The sequence below is a fragment of the Salinispira sp. genome, assembly GCF_059431795.1.
This window is the reverse complement of the sequence record NZ_JBXWXS010000027.1, coordinates 21,664-48,282: the sequence shown is the minus strand read 5'-3', so window position 1 is coordinate 48,282 and position 26,619 is coordinate 21,664. Positions and strand designations below refer to the sequence as shown.

23 protein-coding genes are annotated in these 26,619 nt (G+C 51.5%); 9 read left to right on the top strand and 14 right to left on the bottom strand.

Annotated elements, in window-relative coordinates:
- Positions 1 to 39 precede the first annotated feature (39 nt).
- Positions 40 to 1,089 carry a hypothetical protein gene (locus tag AC52PS_RS08975; RefSeq protein WP_495562721.1) on the bottom strand — a complete coding sequence of 350 codons (1,050 nt, stop codon included), beginning with the start codon at positions 1,087 to 1,089 and terminating at the stop codon, positions 40 to 42.
- A 203-nt stretch (positions 1,090 to 1,292) separates the two neighbouring features.
- Between AC52PS_RS08975 and AC52PS_RS08970 the strand changes: the two genes are divergently transcribed.
- Positions 1,293 to 2,198 (top strand): prenyltransferase, encoded by a 906-nt coding sequence (locus AC52PS_RS08970; RefSeq protein WP_495562720.1) that lies wholly within the window; start codon positions 1,293 to 1,295, stop codon positions 2,196 to 2,198.
- On the opposite strand, the gene AC52PS_RS08965 is transcribed toward AC52PS_RS08970, so the two are convergent.
- The gene (locus AC52PS_RS08965; RefSeq protein ID WP_495562719.1) at positions 2,151 to 3,044 is read right to left on the bottom strand and encodes an Hsp33 family molecular chaperone HslO; all 894 of its coding nucleotides are present in this window, start codon (positions 3,042 to 3,044) and stop codon (positions 2,151 to 2,153) included. The two genes, AC52PS_RS08970 and AC52PS_RS08965, sit on opposite strands and share 48 nt — an antisense overlap.
- A gap of 131 nt (positions 3,045 to 3,175) precedes the next feature.
- Between AC52PS_RS08965 and AC52PS_RS08960 the strand changes: the two genes are divergently transcribed.
- Complete coding sequence (locus AC52PS_RS08960; protein ID WP_495562718.1) at positions 3,176 to 3,586, top strand: hypothetical protein; 411 nt, start codon at positions 3,176 to 3,178, stop codon at positions 3,584 to 3,586.
- Here AC52PS_RS08960 and AC52PS_RS08955 read toward each other — a convergent pair.
- On the bottom strand, positions 3,564 to 5,030 hold the full coding sequence (locus tag AC52PS_RS08955; protein WP_495562717.1) for an ATP-binding protein: 1,467 nt from the start codon (positions 5,028 to 5,030) through the stop codon (positions 3,564 to 3,566). The genes AC52PS_RS08960 and AC52PS_RS08955 overlap by 23 nt on opposite strands.
- Before the next feature lie 86 nt (positions 5,031 to 5,116).
- Here AC52PS_RS08955 and AC52PS_RS08950 point away from each other — a divergent pair, with 86 nt between their 5' ends.
- Both AC52PS_RS08950 and AC52PS_RS08945 read left to right on the top strand, forming a co-directional pair.
- Positions 5,117 to 7,210 (top strand): adenylate/guanylate cyclase domain-containing protein, encoded by a 2,094-nt coding sequence (locus AC52PS_RS08950; RefSeq protein ID WP_495562716.1) that lies wholly within the window; start codon positions 5,117 to 5,119, stop codon positions 7,208 to 7,210.
- A 117-nt stretch (positions 7,211 to 7,327) separates the two neighbouring features.
- Positions 7,328 to 9,496, top strand: coding sequence for a methyl-accepting chemotaxis protein (locus AC52PS_RS08945; protein WP_495562715.1), 2,169 nt, complete (start codon positions 7,328 to 7,330; stop codon positions 9,494 to 9,496).
- A gap of 78 nt (positions 9,497 to 9,574) precedes the next feature.
- Here the strand turns inward: AC52PS_RS08945 and AC52PS_RS08940 are convergent, their stop codons facing one another.
- On the bottom strand, positions 9,575 to 10,825 hold the full coding sequence (locus AC52PS_RS08940) for an aminopeptidase (RefSeq protein ID WP_495562714.1): 1,251 nt from the start codon (positions 10,823 to 10,825) through the stop codon (positions 9,575 to 9,577).
- 126 nt (positions 10,826 to 10,951) lie between these two features.
- Here AC52PS_RS08940 and AC52PS_RS08935 point away from each other — a divergent pair, with 126 nt between their 5' ends.
- Positions 10,952 to 11,749, top strand: coding sequence for a TSUP family transporter (locus AC52PS_RS08935; RefSeq protein ID WP_495562713.1), 798 nt, complete (start codon positions 10,952 to 10,954; stop codon positions 11,747 to 11,749).
- A gap of 85 nt (positions 11,750 to 11,834) precedes the next feature.
- Here AC52PS_RS08935 and AC52PS_RS08930 read toward each other — a convergent pair whose 3' ends face one another.
- The 6 genes from AC52PS_RS08930 to AC52PS_RS08905 form a co-directional block, all read right to left on the bottom strand.
- Positions 11,835 to 12,542, bottom strand: a complete 708-nt coding sequence (locus tag AC52PS_RS08930; RefSeq protein WP_495562712.1) for an ABC transporter ATP-binding protein — start codon at positions 12,540 to 12,542, stop codon at positions 11,835 to 11,837.
- Positions 12,535 to 13,368 carry an ABC transporter ATP-binding protein gene (locus tag AC52PS_RS08925; protein ID WP_495562711.1) on the bottom strand — a complete coding sequence of 278 codons (834 nt, stop codon included), beginning with the start codon at positions 13,366 to 13,368 and terminating at the stop codon, positions 12,535 to 12,537. The genes AC52PS_RS08930 and AC52PS_RS08925 overlap by 8 nt, the downstream gene beginning before the upstream one ends.
- Complete coding sequence (locus tag AC52PS_RS08920) at positions 13,361 to 14,671, bottom strand: ABC transporter permease subunit (RefSeq protein WP_495562710.1); 1,311 nt, start codon at positions 14,669 to 14,671, stop codon at positions 13,361 to 13,363. Before AC52PS_RS08920 ends, AC52PS_RS08925 begins: the two co-directional genes overlap by 8 nt.
- A 2-nt stretch (positions 14,672 to 14,673) precedes the next feature.
- Positions 14,674 to 15,582, bottom strand: coding sequence for a branched-chain amino acid ABC transporter permease (locus AC52PS_RS08915; RefSeq protein ID WP_495562709.1), 909 nt, complete (start codon positions 15,580 to 15,582; stop codon positions 14,674 to 14,676).
- 70 nt (positions 15,583 to 15,652) lie between these two features.
- Entirely contained in the window at positions 15,653 to 16,768 is a 1,116-nt protein-coding gene (locus AC52PS_RS08910) for a branched-chain amino acid ABC transporter substrate-binding protein (protein WP_495562708.1), read from the bottom strand.
- Positions 16,769 to 16,962: 194 nt separating this feature from the next.
- The gene (locus AC52PS_RS08905; RefSeq protein ID WP_495562707.1) at positions 16,963 to 17,922 is read right to left on the bottom strand and encodes a CPBP family intramembrane glutamic endopeptidase; all 960 of its coding nucleotides are present in this window, start codon (positions 17,920 to 17,922) and stop codon (positions 16,963 to 16,965) included.
- Positions 17,923 to 18,040: 118 nt separating this feature from the next.
- Between AC52PS_RS08905 and AC52PS_RS08900 the strand changes: the two genes are divergently transcribed.
- From AC52PS_RS08900 to AC52PS_RS08890, 3 genes are read left to right on the top strand one after another with little or no spacing between them, the layout of a single operon-like run.
- The gene (locus tag AC52PS_RS08900) at positions 18,041 to 19,156 is read left to right on the top strand and encodes an NAD-dependent epimerase/dehydratase family protein (protein ID WP_495562706.1); all 1,116 of its coding nucleotides are present in this window, start codon (positions 18,041 to 18,043) and stop codon (positions 19,154 to 19,156) included.
- Positions 19,153 to 19,356, top strand: a complete 204-nt coding sequence (locus tag AC52PS_RS08895; RefSeq protein WP_495562705.1) for a hypothetical protein — start codon at positions 19,153 to 19,155, stop codon at positions 19,354 to 19,356. The genes AC52PS_RS08900 and AC52PS_RS08895 overlap by 4 nt, the downstream gene beginning before the upstream one ends.
- Positions 19,353 to 20,714 carry a coproporphyrinogen-III oxidase family protein gene (locus AC52PS_RS08890; protein ID WP_495562704.1) on the top strand — a complete coding sequence of 454 codons (1,362 nt, stop codon included), beginning with the start codon at positions 19,353 to 19,355 and terminating at the stop codon, positions 20,712 to 20,714. The genes AC52PS_RS08895 and AC52PS_RS08890 overlap by 4 nt, the downstream gene beginning before the upstream one ends.
- Before the next feature lie 135 nt (positions 20,715 to 20,849).
- Here the strand turns inward: AC52PS_RS08890 and AC52PS_RS08885 are convergent, their stop codons facing one another.
- Together AC52PS_RS08885 and abc-f are read right to left on the bottom strand one after the other, a co-directional pair.
- Entirely contained in the window at positions 20,850 to 21,173 is a 324-nt protein-coding gene (locus AC52PS_RS08885; protein ID WP_495562703.1) for a hypothetical protein, read from the bottom strand.
- Positions 21,174 to 21,563: 390 nt separating this feature from the next.
- The gene (abc-f, locus tag AC52PS_RS08880; RefSeq protein WP_495562702.1) at positions 21,564 to 23,474 is read right to left on the bottom strand and encodes a ribosomal protection-like ABC-F family protein; all 1,911 of its coding nucleotides are present in this window, start codon (positions 23,472 to 23,474) and stop codon (positions 21,564 to 21,566) included.
- Positions 23,475 to 23,966: 492 nt separating this feature from the next.
- Between abc-f and AC52PS_RS08875 the strand changes: the two genes are divergently transcribed.
- Complete coding sequence (locus AC52PS_RS08875) at positions 23,967 to 24,464, top strand: hypothetical protein (protein ID WP_495562701.1); 498 nt, start codon at positions 23,967 to 23,969, stop codon at positions 24,462 to 24,464.
- Positions 24,465 to 24,559: 95 nt separating this feature from the next.
- Here AC52PS_RS08875 and AC52PS_RS08870 read toward each other — a convergent pair whose 3' ends face one another.
- The gene (locus AC52PS_RS08870) at positions 24,560 to 25,678 is read right to left on the bottom strand and encodes a carbohydrate ABC transporter permease (protein ID WP_495562700.1); all 1,119 of its coding nucleotides are present in this window, start codon (positions 25,676 to 25,678) and stop codon (positions 24,560 to 24,562) included.
- Complete coding sequence (locus tag AC52PS_RS08865; protein WP_495562699.1) at positions 25,679 to 26,593, bottom strand: carbohydrate ABC transporter permease; 915 nt, start codon at positions 26,591 to 26,593, stop codon at positions 25,679 to 25,681.
- Positions 26,594 to 26,619: the final 26 nt, after the last annotated feature.

Below are 26,619 nucleotides of genomic sequence, written 5' to 3'. Positions count from 1 at the left end.
TATCTGCCTGCCGGTTCGGGAATCAAACCTTCCAGGGGCTTAGGTTTGGGTATTTGGAAACAGCCGCTCTCCCGCTGCGCCTATCAGCCAAAGCCCCAAAGCTCCTCCGTAAAGGGCGACGGGAATAAAACTGATCTCAAACACATGCTCCCAGCCCCGGGGCACAGAGTACACCCAGATCAGCACAGCCAGACTCGCTGCGCCAATAAGCCATTTTATCACAGGACGGAGCATCCAGGTATGCATATATGTTATAAGAAACATGAAAAGAAATCCGAAAAAGAACAGCGGCCAGGCATCCAGGTTCTTGTACAGACTGATCAGTGTACCGTGCACCACCACGAAGGCCTCAAGAACCACCACCCAGCTACGCCGTTTGTGTGCACGGCTTCCGAAGATATTCATCTGAATAAACAGCAGAAACATGTACACGAACCCGCTCAATAACCCCCAGTTTCCCTCCATGGGATGAAACCAGAATGTGTACACCAGAGCCCAGGCAATAAACGGGCCATGCCAGTTTCTCAACACCCGGTGGAGCCCGGCAGGCACCTGACGCCATCGGCCGAAGAACAATCCACGACGGGGCATCTCCATGACCAGAATCAGAACCAGCATCACAATCACCGATCCCTGACTGGTCCAGATGGGTACATCCTGGGCCAGCCCGTCATACCAAAGATGGGTCTGCAGCAAATGGAGGGCAACAAAGAACAGATTCACCACCATCATCCACAGATGATACTTCCCGGCCGTTTCCCCGCCCTCATTGCTGAAGGGGGCGTCCACCACGGGCTTCCGTTCCCCCCTGGCAATCGCCCGTTTCTTTTCCTTCCGGGCTGCAAAAAATATCCCCCAAACCGCAATCTGGTGAACCAGATATCCGCCCCACACGGCAATCCGGCCCGGAGCCCCTAACTCATCCAGCTGCCAGTAATACCAGCTGGAACCCTCATCCTCCGGAAGCGGATAGAACTCGGCGGCCAGGCGGGGTGACAACAGCACGGTGAGCAGGGAAATAATCAGAAATCCTGCAGCCGAAAATAAAATAATTCTCCTGATGGAAAATCCCTCACTTCTTACCGACATATTATCCCCCTTCTTACCGACACATCATCCCACTGGCGCCGGACAGCCGACTAAGTTTGTCTTATCTGTATAACTTACACTCTACTATGCTCACATCCGGACACACAAGCCGGACACGCAAAAGAAAAATGAGGAAAATATGTGCGCCGTAAAACAGCCTCTGGGGAATTGACAAAACAGCTGAAGAAGGTGAATAACGGAGTATGACGTTTAGGCAATTTCTCTCTCTGGTGGAGATTCGTACCAAGATCGTATCTCTGAGTACGTTTTTCATTGCAGCTTTGTATATTTTCCTGGGTGATACTCCGGTGGATCCTATCCGGCTGCTTCTGCTCTTCACTGCCGTTTTAATGGTAGATATGGGAACAACAGCTTTCAACAGTTTCTTCGACTTCTATAAAGGGGTGGACAGCAGAGAGCTCAAACGGGAGCAGGAAAAAGTTCTGGTATACCAGGGAGTAGCCCCGGGAGCCGCCTTTCTCACAGCTGCGGCTCTCTTCGCAGCTGCGGGAGCAATCGGAGTGTATCTGGTGTACCTGACAGGCTGGCCCCTGCTGATTCTGGGAGTTCTGAGCCTTTTCACCGGTATTCTGTACAGCGGCGGCCCCAGACCCATCAGTCATACCCCTCTGGGGGAAATCTTCGCCGGCGGCTTTCTGGGGATGGTGCTCTTCGTAATCGTTCGGATGGTTCTGGAGGATCCGGTGATCACTGCATCTGAGATGCTGCCGGGACTGCCCTCCACCATGCTTATCGCCGCCATCCTTACGGTTAACAACAGCTGCGATCTTGAAGCGGACAGAGAGGCGGGAAGAAAAACTCTGAGCATTCTTATCGGCAGGAGGGCCTCAGCAGTTCTCATTCTGCTGCTGGTGCTGGGAGCCTACAGCCTGCAGACCTGGTTCGCCTTTGCCAGGGTGGGGGGAATGCAGCCGGCAGCAGCAATTCCTGTGCTGGCGGCAGCAGTCGTATCCATGATTATCTACATCCGCATGCTTCGCTTGGGGTTGGTACAGAGCCGGAAGGGTCCTTCAATGCAGGGAATCAGCAGGATTTTTCTTCTATTCACCCTCTCCGTTCTCATCGGCGGCGGGATCTCCATGATCTGAGCTCAGGTTCTTCAGAAATGTCTCAATATCATCCCGTTGGAACGCGTATTGGGAACCGCAGTTATGGCAGTTCACCCTAACCGGCCAGGGGCCTTCGTCATACATTGAGTGCAGCTCTTTCGGATCCAGACCCTGTAAATAAACAGATATTTTTTCCCGGGTGCAGGGGCAGTAAATATCCTTTGCCTCCCCTCCCAGAAATTTCAGGCCCAGCTCATGTTCACGATTCAGCTGTTCGGCGAGTTTTTGCGGATCATCCAGATCCCCGTTCTTCAGAGTATTGCCGATCTGGTCCAGCATCTGCTTCAAATTGATATCCCGGGAAACATTCTCACCGGGCATGGCTTCTATCATGGCCGAAAAATCACCCTGAAAAAGAAAATGACTTTCCCGCTGCTCCGAACTTTGAAAATACCCCTCAAGGGCCGAGCGGAGATTAAAGCCGAAAATAGCCGCATACCCCGTATATCCGGGATGGGAACCGATAAGCCGGATAACCGACATGCTGCCGGCCATGGCCGGGTCGGCATCCAAACGGGCTTCCAGTTCATCCCCTCCCCGCATGTATCCTCTTACGTGGCCGTCCCAATGTCCCTCCAGGGAAAATCCCGCATCCTCCCATTTTGCCTGGAGCACCATACGCACAGTCTGTTTCAAATCTGCGGATAGCAGGGCCGTGGCATGAACGGCATGCATGAACAATTCCCGCACCCTGCCCCGGAGGCCGTGAGCGTCTGCCAGTGACATTCCAAGAGCCGACCCGGGAATAATTCTTACACGGAAATTGTGCTCTGTATCGATAAAACGGAGCAGCGTGGATTTTGACTCGGGAAATTCTTTTTTCATACTCCAATCCTTAGTATCCCCGGTAATCATGGACCGTTCCCCGGGGTGCTTCATCTCTTTTTTTGAATCTGTTCTTGTGATACCCTTCTCGGAATCGTACAATGCCTAATACATATCCAACAGGAGGAATCATGTCCAGCAAAGATCGAAGATTCAGTCTTACCCTTCTTACTCTGGCTATTGCCGTTTTTATGATTGTAAGCGGTATTCTTGCACTTGCGAATTACGACTCACCGGTAAATGAAATGACCCGGGCCCTGAACTCAATGTTCGGCGGCAGCAGCCAGACAATGCTGCTCATAATCGCCATAGCTCAACTCATTTTCGGTGTGCTGCTGTTGCTTGATCTATTCAGCGTAATCAAGGCCGGCACCATGAGCCTTATCAAGTTTATTATTTTCCTGGGATGGGCGGTGGTATTGGTAATAAATCATTTCCTCAACGGCTTTCCTCCCGGAGACTGGCTGGTATGGCTGAGACCCTTCAGCCTTGACCTGGTAATTCTCGCCGCTCTATGGGCTATCCGCGAATACGAGAGCTGAACCCCATACTCACAATAAACTCCTGCGACAGGGGCCGTGAAGGTTCCTGGGGCAGGAGAATTTCCACCCTGGCTCCCCGGGGTTTCACCGGACTGATCCGCATTGCTCCGTTCATTGCGGTTACCGATTCAATGACACTCACCAGACCCAGACCGCTGCCGTATTCCTTGGTGGTTTTTCCGATTTCAAACTCCATACAGTCCATACAGTTCCCGGCTTCACAATCTTCACACATGGAAAACCCCGGGCCATTATCCTCAACACAGAGAATGACCGCTGATTCAATGGGGCGGGCTTCTATCCGGACTCTTCCAAGACGGTCCTGATTCTGCATCATCTCTTCAATACTCTCAGGAATCTCCGTGCGCCCATCCTCTAATTCAAACAACTGTCGCCGTTCCTGCTCATCCACAATGGCCTCACAGGAATTCCGGATCAGGTTTTCCAAAATCTGTACCAGCCGATACCGGGAAGCGTGGACCACCGGCTCAGCGTGGACCAACTCATCAAAAATGATCAGGTTCTTCAGATCGGCAGTAAGCCGAAACGGATAGAGGGTGGCGTGTATAAGTTTTTTCAGGGGGATATCTTCACTGTCACGGTGGCTGGATGCGCTGACAACATATTTAATGGTTTCCACCCGGCTGTTAATCCTCCCGATATGCTTTTCCAGCTCTTCAATATCGTCCAGGGTGACCGTCCTATCCTTCCGGATCTTCATTTTCAGAAGCTGGCCGGTGGCGCCCAGGGTCCCCAAATCGTTCTTGAAGTCATGTATCAAACCGCTGGTATTCTTTCCAAACACCACGAACGGGCGGTTCACCTCGTTAATTTTCTCAGCTTTTTCCTTGAGAAGTTCCAATTCAACCTTCTGTCTCTTCACCAGGCTGTAGGAATCGTAGAGACTCTCCGCCAGACTCTCCAGAGAATGGCGATAATAATACATTGCCACCGTATAGCCCAGAATAATGGTTGTAAAGAACACCAGGTCGCTCATCATTCTGGCACTCTCATAATAGAGCGAAGTGCCGATAAAAAAGAGCAAATTCACCCCGCCGATACCCAGGGCCATATATTTACTCACCGTAAATGCTGCGAGGGAGGCAAACAAAAGGCTTATAAATGTGGTAATGGCAATCTGCAGGTCAACGTTTCCTCCCAGATTATTATTCACCACCGCCGAAAGCTGAAACAGAAATATGCTGAGAAAAAGCAGAGCCGCCATTGCCGTGTTGCGATTAATCACCCCTGCAAACACAAGAATAAGAAGGAGCACCTGAATAATGATCACCACCAGATCAGCTATGCCCAGGGGGATCATTACATTCTGCATATCCCTGACGGTATACTGAACCAGACCGATAAAAATAAAGAGGTTGGTGAGATAAAAGAGGATTTCACTTACCTGAAAGAAGCTTGAGACGTTCACTCTGTCATGCTGCATATCTTCCACCTCTTGATGATCCAATATAAACATTATGGTATAATCGGCGGGTATTGCTCAACATCAATTGAAGGCAGGGACAATCCATGAAACGCCCCCCATATCGAATCATTGCCATTACGCTGTTTTTTCTTCTGTATTCTAATACAAGTTTCCTTTTTTCGGCAGGAATTCTTGAAGATCCTGAACTTAACAGAGCTCAATCGGGAAACATCCGGGCCGATCGGGGTGTTCTTGACCTCCGCAACTACGATTTTTCAGACAGTGGGCTCATATCTCTGCGGGGAGAGTGGGAATTTCACGAGAACCACTTTCTCCAGCCAGGCTCTCAGCGTACTCCCGACCGCTATATATCAAGCGGCGCATCTTGGGAGAACGGAGAGGGCTTTCCTCCCCGGAATTTCGGAAGCTACCGCCTCACAATTTTCCTCCCGGAGGGTACACCCGGTGAGAGCCTTCATCTCGAACACCGGGAAGTGGGATCTGCGGCACGAATCTACTGGAACGGGGAAGAACTGTTATCCATCGGACGGCCCGCTTCCACCGCCGAATTCGCCAGGGGGGCATGGAACAGCGGCGTTAGCTCCGCCTTGGAAACGGCCGATCGGGTGGAAGTTATCATTCACATGTCCAATTACGATACGGTGAACGGCGGGCTCATTGACAATCTCATTATCGGGCCCCGTTCACGGGTATTCGCCCATTATCATTCCACCCTTGCGATGAATTACTTCCTGCTGGGTATTCTGAGCATAATGGCGGTGTATCATCTTTTTCTCTTTTTCTACCGACGGAGGGAGCCTGCCCCCCTCTGGTTTGCCGTCCTGTCCCTTTTTCTTGGACTCAGGGCTCTGGTGGTAGACACCTTTCCCCTCACCCTGCTGATCCCCCACATCGGCATTGCCCCGGTAATGCGGCTGAATTTTCTCACATTCAGTGTTTCCATTATGGCGGTTACCCTCTTTGTTCATTTCACCTATCCGGGGAAATTCTCCCGGATACTTGCATGGACTGCCGCCGCCGGCTCCCTTGTCTACAGTGCGCTGGTTATTTTTGCCCCCACATTCACGTTTACCTCCTACTTATTCCCCTTCCAGCTGTTTTCTCTCCTGATCGCCCTCGGTTTGAGCGCCGTGGTGTTGCATGCCCTTTTTACCCGGAAGCCTTTTTCTGGCACCTTCGCCCTGGGTTTCCTGGTTCTTCTGTTTACTGCGGTGTTCGACATTATCAAAACCATTCTTCTGCTCCCTATTCCCAGCCTTTCAAGCCTGGGAATGGTTCTGTTTATTCTCATACTCTCGCTGAATCTCAGCAGACGGACCACCCGGGCACTCCAGAACTCGGAAACCCTTTCCGCCCGGCTGCAGCAAATAAACGATGCCATGGAACGTTTTGTCCCCAGGGAATTCCTTAAATTCCTGAAAAAGAATGAGATAACCGACATCCATTTGGGCGATCACTCCGAAGAGTTTTTAACCGTACTTTTTGCCGACCTGAAAGGGTTCACTAAAATTGCCGAAGAAAGCGGTCCCGAACACGTGTTTGATCTGATCAACACCTTTCTTGCCGGAATGGGGCCCGCCATTCGGAAAAACAAGGGTTTTGTAGATAAATATCTCGGGGACGGAATTATGGCGCTCTTTTCGGGAAATTCCAGCAATGCCATTCAGGCGGCAATTGAGATGCATCAGGCATTGGATCACTTAAATGCCAACCGTAAAGACCGGGGGCTGCCCGCCCTGGAAATGGGAATCGGAATTCACACAGGATCCTGCATGCTGGGAACCATCGGCGAAGATATTCGAATGGACGGAACGGTAATTTCCGATGCGGTTAACCTCAGTTTCCGGCTGCAGAGCCTGACCCGGACATTTGCAATCCGGATTCTTATATCAGGAGAGGCGGTGGACCACGCCATGGGAAATGAAGGATTTTACCTGCGGAACATCGGCAGCTTCGCCGTGAAGGGCAGGGAGAATAGCGTGGATGTGGTTGAAGTGATCAACGCTGATCCTCCCGAAATATGGAAGCAAAAGCGGAAAACCCGCAAGATGTTCGAAAAAGCAGTGTTTCTCCACCGCCAAGGAAAGCAAATAGAAGCACTGGAACTGTTCAGAGGCTGCAGAACCGAAGCCCCCCATGACGGTGCGGTTCGCTATTATCTGGAAAATCTGAGCTGATTCCTATTGGACCGAGAGCATTGCTGATAATTTCTATAATGTATTATCCGCTTTATATATTTGATTTCTCTACATGAACGCATCAAAATAACACCATCACCGTATACAGGAGATGGTATGAAACTGCTTCCAAAACTTTTAGCAGGCTTCTCAGCCTTGGCCGTTCTCATTGCAGCAGCGGGAATTATCGGAATCGTGGTATCCGCATCAATTTCCGGAAGTACCGATGTGATTATTCATGAGAAAAGTCCCATTAAGGACGTGGCTATGGAAGCGGTAATTTCTCTCCTTGAAAGCAGGGATGCCGGTGCCGAATATCTGCTGACCGATAGCCGGGATGATTCACTGAAGTCGGATATTGAAGAGTATAATGCCACGTTCGCCATGTATTTGGATATGTTGGTTCACGGCACCGGAAGCCGGACATTTCTGGACAGTGAAAGCGGCCGGAAATACAATTCTGCGGACAGCCAAATATCCACAGTTGCAATTGACGGTCCCGGTCTTGAGACGGTCCGCAGCGCCCAATCCCTGCATTCAACGTATGTGGAAAGCCTCAATGCCCTAACGCACTCCCATGATGAGCGGCTGAAGTATAATTTTGCGTATGCAGGGAAAAACTGGGATATTGTCCACTTCCTCACTCTGGTGGAATTGCAGCATAAAAAGTGGGTGGAGCAGCTGAACCGGCAGATTTTAGCCGGCGAAACGTTCACCGGTGAGACAGATCCCCGGAAATGTTTCTTCGGTGAGTGGTACTATGCATACGAAATAGACGATCCCAAACTCAATTCTATTCTCTCAGAACTTGAACCCCATCATAATGCACTCCATGAGTCGGCCGTCCAGATCAATGTTTCAGAAAATTCGCAGCAAAAATCCGACTTGTATGAGAATGTGACCCTTTCCAGAGCAAATCTCATTGAGGGTCTATTTGCTGAGATGAACGAATATGTGGAACCGGTGCTTACATCTCTAATGGAGCAGGAAACCACTATAATGAAAACCATGGATGACCAATCCCTGAGAATCGAGGAACAGCTAGCACGTCTGGAAGAATTGGTAAACCAAGATCTGGAAGATTCATATACTGAATCCGCATCGCTGCAGAAGGGTGGAAGAAGGTTGTTGCTTATTACCATTATTTTGGGAGTCATTCTGGCACTGGTAATCGGAAGCGTTATAGCCCTTCAAATCTCCCGTCCCCTTGCCAGGGTTACTTCAATGGCCGGTGAAATTGCACGGGGAAATTTGAATTTTCAGATTGATGAACCTAAAGGCTCATCCCGAAGCGAGATTGCTCAATTGAATGATTCATTCAAACGAATGCTGAACTCCCTTAGGCACAAGGCTGATACTATCCGTCTGTTCTCCGGGGGAGATTTTAGCCCGGAAGTTCCCATGGAATCGGAGAATGATGACCTTGGGAACTCCCTCTCTAACATGTCCGAATCCCTGAACACTTTGCTTAATGAGGTGAAAATCACGGCACGACAGGTTGCCACCGGTGTGGACCAGGTATCCGAATCCAGTCAATCCCTCTCCCAGGGTGCCACAGAGCAGGCATCTTCACTGGAAGAAGTCACCGCCTCCATCAATAATATCAACAGCCAGTCGAAACAGAATGCGGGCAATTCCCGGGAAGCCTCCACTCTGGCTAAAAGCGCAGCTGATGGAGCCCGAACCGGCAACCAGCAAATGAAGGAAGTACTGGAAATCATGGAGAAGATAAATACTTCCTCTGACGAGATTAAGACCGTTGTAAAGCTCATTGATGATATAGCTTTTCAGATCAATCTGTTGGCGTTGAATGCCAATGTGGAAGCCGCCCGGGCAGGTAAATACGGGAAGGGTTTCGCGGTTGTTGCCGACGAGGTACGGAATTTAGCTACCAGGAGCGCTGATGCGGTTCGGCGTACAACAGAAATGGTTGAAGGATCCATTACCAACATCAAAGAGGGCAATTCGGCAGTGAAGAACACAGCCGGGCAGCTGGATTCCATAGTGAGCGCAGCGGAAAAGGTTGCGGCGTTCCTGGAAGAGATATCCGCCGCCAGTGAGGAACAGGCACTGGCAATAGATGAAATCACATCTGGTCTCGATCAGATCGACCAGGTGACCCAGGCCAATACGGCCAGCGCCGAGGAAAGTGCGGCAGCATCTGAACAGCTTGCAGGTCAGGGGCAGATGATGATGAAAATGATCAGTGAGTTCACCCTCAAGAAAGACAACGGCAGCGATCAGCGTCGGCTGCCACCGCCGGAAGAGGAAAAATACACCCCCTGAAAACAATTTCGCGAAGCCCGTATTAAAAATACTTCCCTGCACTCCGGCTTTACGGGAATGCAGGGAATAATTACGGGATTAGATTACAAATTTACCGCTTCGGATAATCGGCAGCTCGGTTCCATCGGCCGTATAGCCGGTTACGTCGGTGGTATCGTCACTGATCATGAAATCGGTGTGAAGCACGCTCACGTTGCACCCCGCATCCTTCAGCTGCTCGTTACTCTGAAGGTCATCCGCATTGGTTAAACAGGAGGGATATCCCGCTCCCAGAGCAATGTGGCAGGAAGCGTTTTCATCGAAGAGAATGCTTCCGAAGATCAGACCGCTGCGGTTAATGGGCGAATCTACGTCCACCAGAGCGACCTCTCCCAGATACGAAGCACCCTCATCCATGGAGAGGAATCGTTCAAGAATTTCTTTCCCGGAATCGGCGCCGAAATCCACAACCTTGCCCTTTTCGAATTTGAACCAGGCGTTTTCCACCAGATTTTCCATTACTTTCACCGGCTTTACAACATGTACAATCCCCTCAGTGCGGCGGAAGTCAGGGGTTGTGAACACCTCTTCGGTGGGAAGGTTGGGTTCATACCAGCGTCCGTCAGGAAGCTGACTGGGACCTCCGAGCCATGTATGGGTGGGGGCAAGAGCGACGCTCAGATCGGTTTTGCCCGATGTGAATCGCACCCGGTCCAGATCCATTCCATTGAGCTTGCGCCCCCGCTCGCCAAGGGTTCGGCCAAGTTCTTTCCAGGTTGCCACGGGATCTTCTTTGTCCAGGCGCAGAATGGAGATAAACACCTCTTCAAGCTTCCGGTATGCTTCGTCAATTTCGCTCTGGCTTGCATTATCCCCCAGTCCGAAAATCCGCTTCGCCCATTTGGGACCCGGGGCGGCAAGCACCAGCCAGGGATGCTTATGGCGCATGAGCTGTTCGCTCAAAAATTTCATGGCCGTACGGCTGCTTTTCGTCATTTCGCTCAGGGCTTCGGAATCCACGCCTTTGAGCACATCCAGTTCTTCGGTGCTGTCTATTCTGATTCGGGCCCAGCTCTCATCCAGCTGCATCTTTCCGCCCTCTATGACATCCCGGGGAATGTAGCTCAGGTTTTCTTTTTTGGTGTTTTCAGCCCGGCTTTTGGTCAATTCATTGTCCGCAACCACAATGCGGACATACTTTGCCCCCATTTCGTAGGCCTTTTTCCCAATGGCCCGGGCATACTCATAGGTTCCCACCCCGGTTCCAATCTGAAGACACTGATCTTTCTGAAAATCCAAGCCCACTTTCAGGGCCAGCTCTGCGTACTTTTGTAATGTTTCTGTATTCATAGCATAAGAAAATACCCTGATTCATTCCATCTGTCCAGTTTTCCTGTGCCACCGCATCCTTGAGCATCCGCCGCCACCGGTCTATACTTGGCGCTGATTTCCACCAACGGAGTGTATGCCAGCCTAATGATAGAAAACGGACTGATTGAACAGGGACTTATTCACAGCATGCCGGTGCTTGCAGGAGCCTTTCTGGTTGTAGCGGGTTTTCTCGCAGGCTTTATCGACTCAATGGCTGGCGGCGGGGGGATGATTACCATTCCGGTATTCCTTCTCACCGGATTCTCCCCCCACCAGGCCATCGCCACCAACAAACTCCAGGCAAGTTTCGGCAGCCTCACCGCCACCCTGCGTTACCGCAACGGAGGGCTGGTGCGGATCCGGGAAATTCTTCCGGGAATCGCCTTTACCCTCATGGGGGCGGCATCGGGATCGGCGGCGGTTCAGCTTTTGTCCGCAGATTTCCTTGACCTGATCATTCCTGTGGCCCTTTCTGCCTTGTTCTTTTTTATGCTTTTCCGGAAGGATCTGGGAAAGGTGGAATCAAAGGAACGGCTGGGGCGGGGATTGTTTTATCTCATATTCGGTCTGATCATCGGGTTCTACGACGGATTTTTCGGCCCCGGAACCGGCAGCTTCTGGACAATAGCTTTTGTCACCCTGGCAGGGATGAATCTCAAACGGGCCACCGGCCATACCAAGGTAGTAAACTTCACCAGCAACATCGTTTCCCTTGGGGTGTTTCTCACCGGAGGAAATATACTCATTATTCCCGGAATTCTCATGGGACTGGCCCAGATCGGCGGAGCCTGGACCGGTAGTCACCTTGTTATGAAAAAGGACAGTTCTTTCGTCCGGGTGATTTTTCTCGGCGTGCTGGCCGTCAGCATTCTGTACCTGGGCTACCAGGCGTATTTCCAGTAGAGCCCAAAAAAGGCGGTCCCCCGGGGGAACCGCCGTTATAGGTACAATATGGGCATGACAGCCCTAATATCGCCTTCCTGAATAATCAAAGTCCCAGGTAGGCTTTCTTCACATCCTCATCCGCAGCAAGATTTGCAGCAGTGTCGCTGAGGGTTACATTCCCAGTTTCCAAGACGTAACCCCGGTGGGCAACCTTCAGGGCCATGTGGGCGTTCTGTTCAACCAGAAAAATGCTCACCCCGCCCTCTTTGTTGATCCGTGTAATTATCTCGAAAATCTGCTGCACAAGAAGGGGGGCAAGTCCCAGCGAAGGCTCATCCAGGAGAAGCAGCTTGGGACGGGCCATCAACGCCCGGGAAATAGCAAGCATCTGCTGCTCGCCCCCTGACAGGGTTCCCCCCGCCTGGTTACGCCGATCCTCCAGCCGGGGAAACAGCTCGTATACATACGCCAGATCCTTGGCAATCTCAACCTTGTCCCGGCGGAGGAAGGCCCCCATATCCAGGTTCTCCCGCACCGTCAGCTGGGGGAATATCCGCCGCCCCTCGGGAACCTGTACCAGTCCCCGGGTTACCACATGGTCAGGGTCAAGTCCGGAAATTTCTTCCCCCTGAAAGGTAATGCTTCCGCTTCGCACAGGTACAATCCCGCTCACCGACATGAGCGTCGTGGATTTCCCCGCACCGTTGGCTCCAATGAGGGTGATGATCTCCCCCTCATTAATTTCCAGCGAAACATCCTGCAGGGCGTGAATATTGCCGTAAAAGGTGTTGATATTATCGATCTTAAGCATCCACTTCCTCCCCCAGATACGCCTTAATCACCGCAGGATTCTGTCTGATCTCCTCCGGAGTTCCGGAAGCAATCAGCTGTCCGTAATCCATTACGTAAATCCGCTCGGACAGGGACATTACCAGGTTCATATCATGTTCTATCAGAAGAATAGTCATTCCCTCTTCCGTCTGAAGCCGTTTAATATCCTCGTTGAGAGCCGCCGTTTCCCGGGGATTCATCCCCGCCGCCGGTTCATCCAGAAGCAGAAGGAAGGGTTCGGTAGCCAGCGCCCGGGCAATTTCCAGCCTGCGCTGATCGCCGTATGAAAGATTCTTGGCCAAATCATTCATATGGGCTTCCAGCCCCATCACCTTGAGATACTTCAACGCCTCAAAAACCGACTGTTCTTCCTCTTTTAGGAAGCTGGGCGTCTGGAGAATTGAGGCGAGAATTCCCTGCTTCAACCGGAGATGATGCCCAATGAGGACATTCTCCAAAACCGACATATTCTGGAAAAGCCGGATATTCTGAAAGGTACGGGCGAGCCCGATATTGGTAATATGGTTGGGTTTCATACCGTTCAGCCGAAGACGCTGACCACCCCGTCCCTCTTTGCTGTCTTCGGGAACATTCACATACACGTGGCCGCCGCTGGGTCTATACACCCCGGTCACACAATTGAAGAAGGTGGTTTTCCCCGCACCGTTGGGACCGATCAGCGCAACGATTTCTCCCGAATAGATGGATACATTCACCTGATCCACCGCTCTCAAGCCCCCGAAATCCATGGTCAGCTCGTCCAGCTCCAGCAGGGGGTTGGTGCCGTTAACAGTCTGATCACTCATGTTCATCCTCCCCTGCGGTGATATCCACCGCCTCTTCATCGATGTGGCTGGGTGCTGCGCGGAGGGCTGCATCCGGGTTTTCCAGGGTAAAGGTTTTCCGGATCTTGCTGATAATTCCGCTGGGCTTGAACACCATCATAAGCACCAGAACCAATCCGAAAATCAGCATCCGGTATTCGCTGAACGCCCGGAAATACTCGGGGAGCAGTTTCAGCATGAGTGCCCCCACAATAACTCCCGGAATGGAACCCATTCCCCCCAGCACCACAATGCTGAGAATCATTACCGACTCCATAAGCCCGAAACTGTCGGGGGTAACCTTGGTAGTTTTCCCCGCCATGATCACCCCGGCAATACCGGCAAAGAAGCTGCCCATGGCGAAGGTGGTAAGCTTGGCATGGGTAATATCCACACCCATGGCTTCAGCTGCCGTTTCATCCTCTTTCATGGCCTCCCAGGCACGCCCCCAGCGGCTGTTTTCCACCCGCCGCATAATGAGCACTGTTAGCACCACCGCCCCAAGGGCAATAAAATACGTGAGGGTAATTGAGCCCTGAAGATTAAGGTCGATACCGAACAGGCCAGGCCGGGGAATCCGGCTAATTCCGTCGGGGCCGCCGGAGAAATCCCCCATATTATTCAAGACGATACGCACCATCTCTGCGAATGCCAGGGTAACAATTGCCAGATAATCACCTCTGAGCCGCAGTACCGGAATACCGACCAAAATACCGATCAAAGCCGAAACAGTTCCTCCAAGAGGCAGCGCCACCCAGAAGCCTATACCGAAATACTTATAGAGCAGGGCATAGGTGTAGGCCCCGGCCAGAAAAAACGCCGCATAGCCCAGATTTAAAAGACCGCCCCAACCGATAATAATATTCAATCCCAGCCCCAGAACGATGTAGATGAGGGCTGTAGCCATGATACTGGTGTTGTACAGAGAAACCAGGAACGGATAGGCTGCCAGGAGAACCCCCAGCACGGCAAAGGAAGCAAGTCGCACCTGCCGGTCCGCTGCGTATCCGCTGACTCGTTTTCTCAGCCGTTCAAGGACCGTGTTCTTGCTGACACCTCCCTGCTTTCTGTCCATAGCCCAATACCAGAGGTATGAAAGGATAAAGCCGAACACTCCCACACCGGCCAGTCTTCCCCATCTCCAGAGAATCTCGTCGTTTACCGTATCATCCCGCATGATCATCAGCGGAAAGGTGATCACCATCAGCCAGATCATAGTGTAGAACGCCTGGCGGATGCGCTGGAGCAGCGCCTCACGGCTGTGTAAATTCTGTGCATCTTTCATACTTACACCTTCTGCTTTTCACTTGCGCCGAGAATGCCCGAAGGACGTAGTGTCAGCACAATAATGAGAATAATAAACGCGAACACATCCTCATAGTCAGAGGAGATGTACCCGGTTCCGAAACTTTCCGAGAGCCCGAGAATGAAGCTTCCAAGAACCGCTCCCGGTACGCTTCCAATCCCCCCGAGAACTGCCGCAACAAATGCCTTAATGCCCGCAATGAACCCGATCTGATAATTAATCTGACCCGAGTACGCGGCAATCAGTACACCACCCATGGCGGCAGTTGAAGAGCCCAGCACAAAGGTGAAGGAAATCACCTTGTTCACACTGATACCCAGAAGCTTCGCCATGGTCTGGTCCTGGGATGTGGCTCTCATAGCCTTTCCAATACGGGTGAACTTAATAAGAACCGACAGTCCGATCATCACCGCTGCGGTAACCACAAAAATCACCAGCTGTCGGGAAGATATAATGCTGTCCATGGACTGGAGAAAGGCAAAGTCCGGTATTATGTTCGGGAAGGGGAGAAATTTTTCTGTTTGAATGAGCAGAACGTAGTTCTGCAAAAATATGGACATACCGATGGCACTGATCAGCGCCGAAAGCCGGGGTGCACCTCTGAGAGGTTTGTATGCAACCTTTTCCATGGTAACCCCGTACCCTGATGCAAAAAGGATCGCCAATACGGAGGCCAGAAAGAATATGGCCCACCCGGGCACGCCCATGTAATTAAAAAAGGATGCAAAGATCAGCGCGGTGAAAGCCCCGATCATGTAAATTTCACCATGGGCAAAGTTAATGAGCTTAATAATACCGTATACCATGGTGTACCCCAGGGCAATGAGTGCATAAATACTGCCCTTGGTAAGACCGCTCATCAGCAGATTAAAAAAGAATTCGTTGTTCATAACATATCCTCAAAACAAAACAGGCGGAACATCTGGTTCCGCCCGTCTTGCCTTTAATGCTGTTCGCTCATTATTCCACGGCCACGTATCGGCCGTTCTGAACCTGGAACATGGTAAAACCAACACCGATGGCATCTCCCCTTTCGTCGAAAGAGATGCTTCCCAGAGTGGTATCAACATATTGAGAACGAAGAGCTTCGGTCACCGCTTCATATTCGGTGCTTTCAGCTGTCTGGATTGCTTCAAGAAGAGCCTGGGTTGCAGCATAGGCATTGTAGAAGAATGCACCAGGGTCTTCACCGTAATCCGCTACATGGTCCTCTTTGGCTTTTATCGCCACGGGATCATTGGTGGTGTCATTGGGGCCTGAGGCATATACGCCTTCAGCGTTTTCCCCGGCAATTTCAATGAACGTCTCGTCTTTCACACCGTCATCCGAAATGAATACCTGATTCATGCCTTTTTCATTCATCTGGGTTACGAGCTTTGAGGCTTCAGGATGATATCCGCCGTAAATGATGGCTTCGGCACCGGAATTTTCAACCTTGTTCAGCACGGCTGAATAATCCACCGCACCGGCCTGGATACCTTCGAACAGAACCACTTCCATGATGCCGTCTTCCTCAATAAAGCTGCGGGCAAACTCCGCAAGGCCTTTTCCGTAGGACTGCTTGTCATGCAGTACTGCGACCCGGTTTACTCCCAGACTGTTGGCGAAATCAACTTCCAGACGGGCCTGTGCGTCATCGGGAGCAATTGTTCGGAAGAAATTGGTATATGTTCCGCTCTGTGTAAGAGGAGGATTGGTAGCTGAGGGAGAAATGACAGGGATTTCCGACTCAAGGTAAATGCCCAATGCAGCCTCTGTGGCACCTGAACAGATATGTCCGATCACACCGGCAACATCCTCGCCGATCATTTTGGTTGCAACGTCCGGAGCAATTTTCGGGTCACAGACATCGTCCTCAATTATCAGCTCGATCTGTTTGCCCATAATGCCGCCGTTTTCGTTCCATTCCTTCACCACCAGCTCTGCAGCCTTAATGGTTGGAATTCCATATGATGCCAAATCTCCGGTATGAGGTCCGGCAACTCCGATCTTGATGGTATCCGTATCTCCGCCGCAGGAGATGAGGGTACCAAGAACAAGTACTGCGCTCAGCAGTACAGCAAGTCTCATTTTCATAACCACTCCTTATTATTCTGCACAGTCGGTCAGGCTGCGCTTTTTCAAGCCGTATTGCCTGTCATTATAAAAAGGGGTGAAAAGTTTGTATACATTTACATGTAAAAAAATACAGTATTGACGTGTTTTTCTATAATTATTCAACATATTGAACGGAGCTGGCGTGTATTTATCCACCTCGCCTCAGGGATCCCTTACAGGAAAGCCTGCTTCAGCACAATCATCAGATCCAGGCTGATACCTGCGGCCCAATGGAGGAGAATAACCGGATACACTGAACGGGTGCGAATAACCACCACCGCAGCAATAAAACCGAAGATAATTGTGGCGAAGGTCTCCGACACCGGATGGGGAAGATGAACAAGCACCGTAGGAAGGATCTGCAGCATTGCCAGGGCCAGAATAACCGGATCTTTCAATTCCCGCAGCGGGGACCCATCGCGGGTACGGTTCACCAGGCGGATGCCGCCCAGCCCTCTGTTTCGCGCCCCCTTGTTAGCCCGGTCATTATCCAAATCCCGCTGCTCCAGGTAATTCAGCAGAGGGATCACCATCAGCCCCCGGAAGAGAATCTCCCATGGAAGGTAATAGAGGAAAAGATACAGGAAGCCATGGGAAACAAAATAGAGAGGCGAAACCTGAATACTCAGATCCACAAGGGCTGCAGACCATGGATAAAACCCGGACATCTCTTCATTAAACGCCGATGCGGCGGTGACCAGAATAAAGAGGGGGAAGAGGAACCAATAAGCCTTCCATCGGAACATGCCGGGAGTCCAGGAAAGCCCGGCATCCTGAAGCTTGAACCCCAATGCAAAGGCGGCAAGAAGGGGTATGCCCCCCATGAACAAAAATGAAAGGAGAAACCGGGAGGCATAAAATGCAAGATCCAGGCTCATGTCATATGTACTGCCCTCAAGAGAGCTTTCCTGAGCTGCACCCGGCTCTTCCGGAGCAATGTAGGTGCCCCCCGGCTCCGCCGGCAGGAAGTCAGAAAAGAGCCGGGGACTCAACAGCGGCGTTTCGGACAGCGGAGGATTCAGATACATGTATGCAATGAGGCAGACACTGAAAACCACGATCATCAGTGGCGCACGGTAGTTTCGGATACGGGAAATTGCCTTCATGGCGGATATCCTACTCTTGTCCGCCATTCTTTGTCTATCCACCTCACAGACCACCTCACAGACCACCTCACAGAAACCACTTCATAGAAAACACTTCATAGAAAACACTTCACAGAGGCAGGGATCCTGGCCTATGCTGTAGTGTATGAAGATTCTCGTTTCCGGTATATCCGGTTTTATCGGCTCCCATCTTGCTGCAGCTCTTTCCGTTCTCGGTCATGAGGTTAGCGGAACCTACCGGAGCAATCCACCCCGGGATATCCGCCGCTATGCCTCAGGATTTCCCTCCGGCGACCGACTGTCCGGAACGTCATCGGGCACAGGTACGGGAAGCATTTCCAGCATACAGGCCGATCTGAGTGATCCTGATGCGGTGGAAGAATTGGTCCGAGGCAAAGATGCGGTCATTCACGTGGCCGGCTTGGTGGGAGACTGGGGAAAAAAAGAACGGTTTCACCGGGCCAATATTCTGCCCGTGGAATACATTATTCGAAGTATCAGAAACATCCAGGAATCGGATCCGGCAGATGCGCCCAAGTATTTCATCCATACATCCAGCATATCGGTCCACGGCTTTGGAAATCTGGTAAATGCCGCAGAAGAAGGACCCTATTTCCGTTTGATAACCCACTACCAGCGCAGCAAACTCCAAAGCGAAGCCATCGTTCAGGAATTCTCCCGAAATAATTCAACAGTCTGCGGCATAATCCGTCCGGGTAACGTCTACGGTCCTGAGGACACCACCACCATGTACCCCATGCTGGATGCCATCAAAGACGGTAAAATGGGCTTTGTAGACGGAGGCAAGCGACTTACCTGCCCGGTGTTTATCGACGATATTGTCGCCGCATACATCAGCCTTCTGGAAAAAATGGAACAGGACCCCGAAGCGGTAAACGGCGAACTGTTCAATATTACCGGTGGAGAACAGATCAGCTGGAAGGAACAGATCGGGCTTTGTGCTGAAAAAGCCGGACTGCCCCAGCCCAAACTGAATGCCCCGGGCTGGCTGGTTTTGCCGGTCTCAGGGATTCTTGCCGCAGTGTATGCCCTGGCTGGCTCCAAAAACCCGCCGGATCTTACCCCCTACCGTATTCAGCAGGTGCGGAATAACTACCACTTTTCCATGGAAAAAGCCCGGCATCTGTTGGGCTGGGAACCCCGGACCCCCTTTGCCCAGGGCATAGTGCCCACCGTCCGGGCTTGGAAAGAAACCGCAGCAGCGGGGCAGGGAAAGTGGGCCGGGGAGAAGAATTCATGATTCGGAACAAACCCTTCGGGCTCTTCGCTGTACTGGCACTGCTGGCATTGTTGGTTATTTGGATTCCGGTAATTCAGCAGCTCATGCCCGGGAGCAGCTCAGCCTTCAGCATGGAAACCTGGCTCCTGTTGAGCATTCTGGCAAGTGTGGGCATCCTGTTGCTCTTCTTCATCCTCTATATTCTCAGCAGAAACAAATGATTTCCCCCGCCCTTTACATTCACATTCCCTTCTGCAGCAGCCGCTGTCATTACTGCAATTTTTATTTTGAAACCGGATGGAATGAACGAATTCTCCGCCGCACCCTGGAACAAAGCCTGGAAGAATTCACCCGGTACTACAGCGTGCTGGGACATCCTGGAATATCAACCATCTATTTCGGAGGAGGTACTCCAAGCATTATTCCTCCAGAGATAATGGGAGAATACCTGAACCGCCTGTTCGGAATAATCCGCCGGAATCATACTGTTCCAAGGGTCATGGAACTTGATATTGAAGCCAACCCCGAATCCCTGAGCCGTGAATTTCTGGATCAGATTGCAGCTACATGTACGGAACACTGCAGTACATTGAGACTGAGTCTGGGAATACAGAGTTTTCAGCCGGGAGTTCTCCGTTCGCTGGGACGGCTCAGCAGCCCCGACGATATTCACCGATCCCTGGATACCGCGTCCGGCTTCCGGGACCTCGCTCCCCTTCCCTTCGCCCTGAACTGCGACCTGATCTATGGAGCAGGGGAACAGTATCCGGACAATTTCCAAAAGGATATGAACCGCCTGCTCGCTCACGAGCCCGACGGAATCAGCCTGTACGAGCTAACCGTGGAAGATCGAACCCCCCTGGCTCAGGCAATCGCCGCCGGGAGGAAAACCGTGGCCGGACCCGCCCGGCTGGATCTACTCTGGGAACAGGCCCTCAAGACTCTGAGCGAACACGGGTACCGCAATTACGAGATCAGCAATTTCGCCAAACCGGGAAAGGAGAGTAAACACAACTTCGCCTATTGGAGGCTGCGGCCCTATATAGGCATCGGTCCCGGAGCAGTAAGCACCATTCCCCTCAACTCCCGTCCCCTGCGCATAGAAAATCCTCATCTCTTCGAATACGGGCGAATGGATTTCAACGAAGACCTTTTGCAGCGCCTCCAGCCCCAGGCTAAAGATCACCCACAACCGCCGCGACCACCAGAGAGAACAGCGCCGCCGCGGCCGTCAGAAACAACAGAGAGCCGGATTACTTCCGGGCAAAATACGGCAGCCGGAGACCGGAGCGGAATGCGCTGCCATGAGCTGACGGGGAATGAGCTGTTTCTGGAAATGTTTATTACCGGTCTTCGCAGCATTGCCGGGGTGAGCAAAACGGATCTTGAACGCATATTCGGAAAGAGGGGTACAGCCGCAGCGGCTGATCTTATCGCCCTCTGGAAAGACCTGCTGCGCCCCCACCCCCGAAGGATTATTCTCAGAGATGGGGCGAGGTTCACCATGGATCGTATGCTCCGGCAGATCACCGATTATCTGGAGCAGCATCCCCCCCTGTCGATCAAACAGTGGCCCTGATTCCGGAAGGCCCAGTATAGGAAGACCCAGTCCAGTCCTGTGAGTCTGTCATTCCGGGCAGGCCAGTCCGGGCACTCCAGTCCGGGAAGGCCAGTCCGGGAAGGCCAGTCCGGAAAGGCCAGTCCGGGAAGGCCGTCAGTCATCCCGGAGATCATCCATGTATTCATCATCCGGGCATATGCCCAGATCCTTGCAGATATCCGGCAGGTAGGGATCTTCCAGCATGGGCATGTAGCGGATAAGCTTCCTGCTGGAATGCACATCCCCACGCCCCACGGCAGCTATATACCAACGGCATATCAACCTTCCCATATACCCCAGATTTTCACGCAGATAACGAATCTTTCCCCCTTCTTCCGGCGGAAGATGGATGTCACCGTTGCGGATTGCCCAGTGGAGTTCTTCGCTTATCTCCTCTCTTCGCTGATTCCGGAACTGAGTTCGGGTGTGTTCATTCATACCTGACCCCGGGCTCAGTTAAGAACTATGCGGTCGGGAACCCGGATGAGCAGCAGCAAAATATTTCGCGCCAGGAGCCGATCGCCGGTCCGAAGAGTTTTCAGATACAACTGAATAACGGCCCGGTGGCAAATACATTCACCGGGGGTGCATTGGGCATGCACAGCTTCTATAACATTTCCGGCATATCTTCCAGAATTCGCTGAATGAGTCCGCTGTGTTTTCATAACTCCCCCTTGAATGTATTTTTATAAACTATACTTTGATATTTAACCGCTGCTTTCCAGTCCTCCGATTGCTCTAAAAGCCAAATTTTATGCTATTTTTTCTCTGATGATGAGCAAATTGGCCCAAAATACTCAACACACATCTAATTTGACATCCGTTTTTCTAAAGAGCCAGATACTCCTCATACATCTGCTGAATCCGCTTTTCCAGCTTCTCCAGTTTTCCCCCCAGCGAACGGGCACGGGCGTGATCTCCCCGTAAGAGAGCCTCCTCCATCAGCCGTTCGATTCCACCTTTTCTGGCCTCTTCCTCTTCCAGACGGGTTTCCAGCTGCATAGCCAGTGGGGACCCGGATTGGTCCGGAGCATCCGGTGCCTGTGAGTTTGTGGCGCTGTTACGTTCGCCATGCCGCCGCTTCAACTTTCCTGCTGATGAAAACCTGATATTACCCCTGTGATGAAAGTATTCAGAAAAGCTTCCCTCAAAAAGGGTGATACCTTCCTCAGATATTTCTCCGATTCCCTGTACCAGTTTGTCCAGAAAATAGCGGTCATGGCTTACCACCAGAAGCGTGCCCCGGAAATCGCTCAAAGCATCTTCAAGGGCCTCCCGGGCGGGAATATCCAAATGATTAGTGGGTTCATCCATGATGATAATATCCGGCTTCTGGTACATAATCCGGGCAATCTGAAGCCGGTTCTTCTCCCCCCCGGATAAACTGACAAGCTCCTTATCAAAATCGGAAAATGAGAACCCCATGGGCAGGATCAGATTGACCGCCTGGTTTTTGCTCACCGCCCCCCAGCTTTGCACTTCATCCCCCAGTGTGCGTGTCCCGGAATGGAACCGGGGTTCCTGCATGACATATCCCGGCTTCAGGCTATTTACCATCCGCAGATGGGGGTGATCCCAGTGGCCGTATTCAATAAGATCGTTCAGCAGAGTGGTTTTTCCGCTGCCGTTCTCTCCAACCAGAGCAACTCGACTTCCACGGGGGATCTCAAGATTTACCCGATTAAATAGTTTAGTTCCCGGAAAAGAGCGGCTGTAATCCACGATCCGGATCGCCGCATCGCCCTTATCTTCCCCCGACGCGAACTGAACATGGATCTTCCGGCTGTTCATAGGCTCGGATGTACGGGCACGGGACTGTTCCTGCTTCAACCGGCTCCTGGCCGCCCTCAGGCGTTTACCCCAGGAAGGATCGGGACGGGATGCTGCAATTTGGGCGAAACGCTGCACCATTTCGGTGATCTGCTGAACCTTCTTCGCGTCCGCACGGGCTGCAGCCTCATCGGCGGCGGCTTTGCGCAGGCGCTGAATTCTGTAGGATGAGTAATTTCCCCGATACTGAAATATCTCCCCGTCCCGAAGCTCAAGGATATTCCCGGCGCAGCGGTCCAGAAGATAACGGTTGTGGCTCACCATCAGCACCGATCCCCGGAAGCTCCGTATAAACTCTTCCAGCCACGCCAGTGCGCGGTAATCCAGATGATTGCCCGGTTCGTCCAGAATAAGAAGGTTGGGAACGGTCATCAGCTGGCTGATCAAACTGAGAATGCTTTGTTCCCCGCCGGAAAGATTTCCAGCGGGTACATCCAGTCTGTCATCCAGCCCCGCCTGATAAAGCAGTTCATGAGCCCTGGCGGAAGCATTGTCTCCATCCATTGCTTCAAATTGTTCCCTGGCCCGTGCGTACTCCGTCAATCTTCGGTTGAGAAGCGCCTCCTCCGGTTCCACGGTTTCCGTGGTTTCCGAGAGGGCGGCCTCGGCTTCTCTCAGGGCGGTTTCATAGGGATGCAGCTTCTCCATCATTACATTCAGGACAGAAAGCTCAGGGGAAAAGAGCGGAGTCTGGGGCACCAGTGCCATTCGGGTTTCAGCAGCGGTTATAAGATTTCCTCCGTCGGGATCCTCTGCTCTGGTGATAATTCGCAGAATGGTGGTCTTACCCGAACCATTAGGACCAATGAGGCCATAGCGTTCGTTCCCATTAATGGCAAAATTAACGGATTTCAGCACCTGCTGTCCGGCATAATTTTTTGAGATATTGTGTAATTCCAGAAATTTCATTTCGGCAACTCCTCGTTTGCTGTACCCCGGGTCTGGCCGGGGGCCCGTTAGCCGTACGGCGTTTCGGGACTGATAGTAACGAGGGACTCCGAATGTTCTTCCCGAGGTACAACCCGGGTCAGGCGCAGCTCTGCGCCCTGTGGTTTGAACCGGTGCTCAGGAAGTCTATGGCGGAGTCCCCCTGAGCTGCCATCCGGTGCTGCGTATAAGTTGTTGAGTATGCATAAGGGGCTCCTTTTTTGATCTGTCTGATTCGGACCGGTTCATGGATAAACGGTAAGCGGAACCGGGTAATCGGTAAACAGATTAGCGTGAATACTTCGAGAAATCCATGGCGGAATTCACGAAATTCAGATTTTTCATCTAAGATGACCGAATATACCCTGCCGTTGGTTGTACCTTTTGCATGGGAGAGCCGCTTCACGGGAACCGTACCAGCGTCAGTCCCGGGGGACGGTTTATTCAACCCGAAATTTCTTTCAGGAGACAGAGATGAAAATCATTGAAATCGTGTATGCCACGAAAACAGGTACAAGCAGAGATGTGGCTGAGCGGATCGCCGGAAACCTCAACACGGCCTTGAAGTCCGATGAGATACAGGCAGAGGCGGTAGAGCTGGGAAACACGAACGGCGGCGCTTCCCCCTGGGTTACCATAGCCGGCGGCCCCATTAATGGTATGCGCATGCGACCCGACATAGCCGAATTTATTGATGGTGAATCGCTTTTTGCCGTTTTTTCGGTCAGCTACCTGGTGAAACATGCAGGAAACATGTGGAAAAAATCCATAACCAACAATGTTGCCCGTCACGCCGCAAATGCATCCGCGGAATCGTACCGGGTGTTTGGTGGGCGGGGAGAGACTGCGATGCCGGGCTTCGCACGATTTCTATTCGGACTTCCGAAAGACATGCCCATGGAAACCCTGGATATGAGCGAAGTGGATGAATGGAGCGGTGAAATGGTAGAGCTTTTGAAAGCGAAGATCTGAAAAAACCGAACCCTGAGACCGCTATAAAAAACCGAACCGACATACCGGGTAAATACCCGGGGTGCCGGTTCGGCGGGGGTATGGGGGTTGAAGGATTAACCCTTCACTGCGCCAGCCACGACTCCTTTGGTTAACTGCTTGTTAAAGAGGAGATATACGATTACAACAGGAGCCGTAGCGATAACCAGTGCCGCCAACTGCCAGCCGAGCTGGCTGCTGGTAAGACTGGAAAATGAATAGACGCCGACCGGAAGCGATTTCGTTGCTTCCGAACTGGCCAATACGAGTACGAGGAGAAATTCGTTCCAAATTGCCAGACCGGAAATTACCGAGACGGTAATTATTACCGGGATGGTCATGGGGAGAATTATCGAGATGAAGGTGCGGAAATATGTTGCACCGTCCATGGTTGCCGATTCTATGAGACTTGTGGGCAGCCCGCGCATAAACTGACTTCCAAGGAGCACCGTAAGCGGAAGCCCAAAGGCAGTGTACACCATGATGATACCCAAATGGGTGTCGGTGAGGCCGATCCTGGTGAGCATGAGAAACAAGGGAATAATTACCGAGTTGATACTCAGCAGATATCCCATGCCGATCAGGCCGGTTACCAGGGCTGATAGTTTTTTGAACGGCAGCTTACTTACCGCAAAACTGGTCATCATCCCAAGAAGGATCATCAGAAAAGTGGAAAAGCCCGAATAGATGATACTGTTGATGAATTTCCGGCCCATTCCCGCCCGTTCCCAGGCTGATTGATAATTGAACCATCTGGTCTTTCGTTTAATTTTCCGCTGCCAATCCGCCGGAAGGTCGTTCACCACCAGGGTATCGCCCACTTCAAGCTGTCTGATTTCCGGAGGCATCTCCTCCTCCACCAACCAATAGACCATGAGTCCCCGTCCCGGAGCGATGGTAGTGGATTCGATTACTATGCGCTCTCTGGTATCTTCCTTGGGATCGAAGTCGGGAATCATATTGAGATTCGGGCGTACGACCCGGTATTCATCCTGATCGTTATCGAACAGATCATGGGGAAACGCAAATATGTCCCGGGTCAGCTCCTCGTTGGACTTGAGGGAAGAATAGCTCATCCAGAAGAGAGGAAGGACGGTCATTAACACCCAGCTCACCAGAATGAGATATGCAATAGTTTTTCCGGCAATTTCCAGACCCGGATTGGAGCGTTCACCTACTACAGTTACTGGATTCATTTAGTTTTCCTCCGGCGGGCTGAAACGCTTGCTGACCCAGTTGGAGATAATGATCAGCACCACACTGATTACTACGATTGCATTGGATATTGCGGCTCCATAGGCGAATCGTACCGGGTTCGAATAATCCTGAAATGCCGTTTGGTACATAAAAATCGGCAGCACCATGGCATTATTTCGCTGGAGACCCTGGGTGGTCATGGAGAAAATCAGTTCAAACCCTTTCAGCGAGCCTGCAATGGCCAGAATTGTAGATACCAGAATGGTACCTGAAAGAATGGGCACAATAACCTTCATGAAAACCTGAGGTTCGCTGGCACCGTCAATTTTCGCCGCTTCTATCATATTCGTATCAATTTTCTGTAAATTTGCCAGGAAGATCACCATATAAAATCCGGTGTAAATCCAGATCAGCGCAAAGGCTATGGGGATCATTACCGTGCTCCGCTCAAGCATTAACGTAAATTGAGCGTCCGGATCCTGCTGAACAAACTGCAATAATTGTGCTATTGGTCCGTTTGCGGCAAACATCCGTTTCCACAACAGACCGATGACAATGGTCGATAAAAACTGGGGAAGAAATACCATTGCCTGAAAAAACCCCGGTGCTTTTACCATTTTTCGGTAAAGGATAAAAGCAAGCATAAAACCAATAGGGATTTGACCGAAGGCGGAAACCGCCACTACTATCAAGTTGTTTTTGAGTGCATGCCAAAAGAGAGGGTCCTGCAACATTACCCCGTACTGCCTCAATCCGACAAAATTCCAGTCGCCGCCCCTGTTCGGATTAAAATCCGTAAAGCTGAGCCACATAGAGTAGATCATCGGATATGCCACAATAAACAGGTACAGTAAAAGGCCTGGACCGACAAATCCAAAGAACACCCATAAAAGTTTCCGATCGCTGGTTCTCACTGAATACTCCTAGGTAAGGAAGGGGA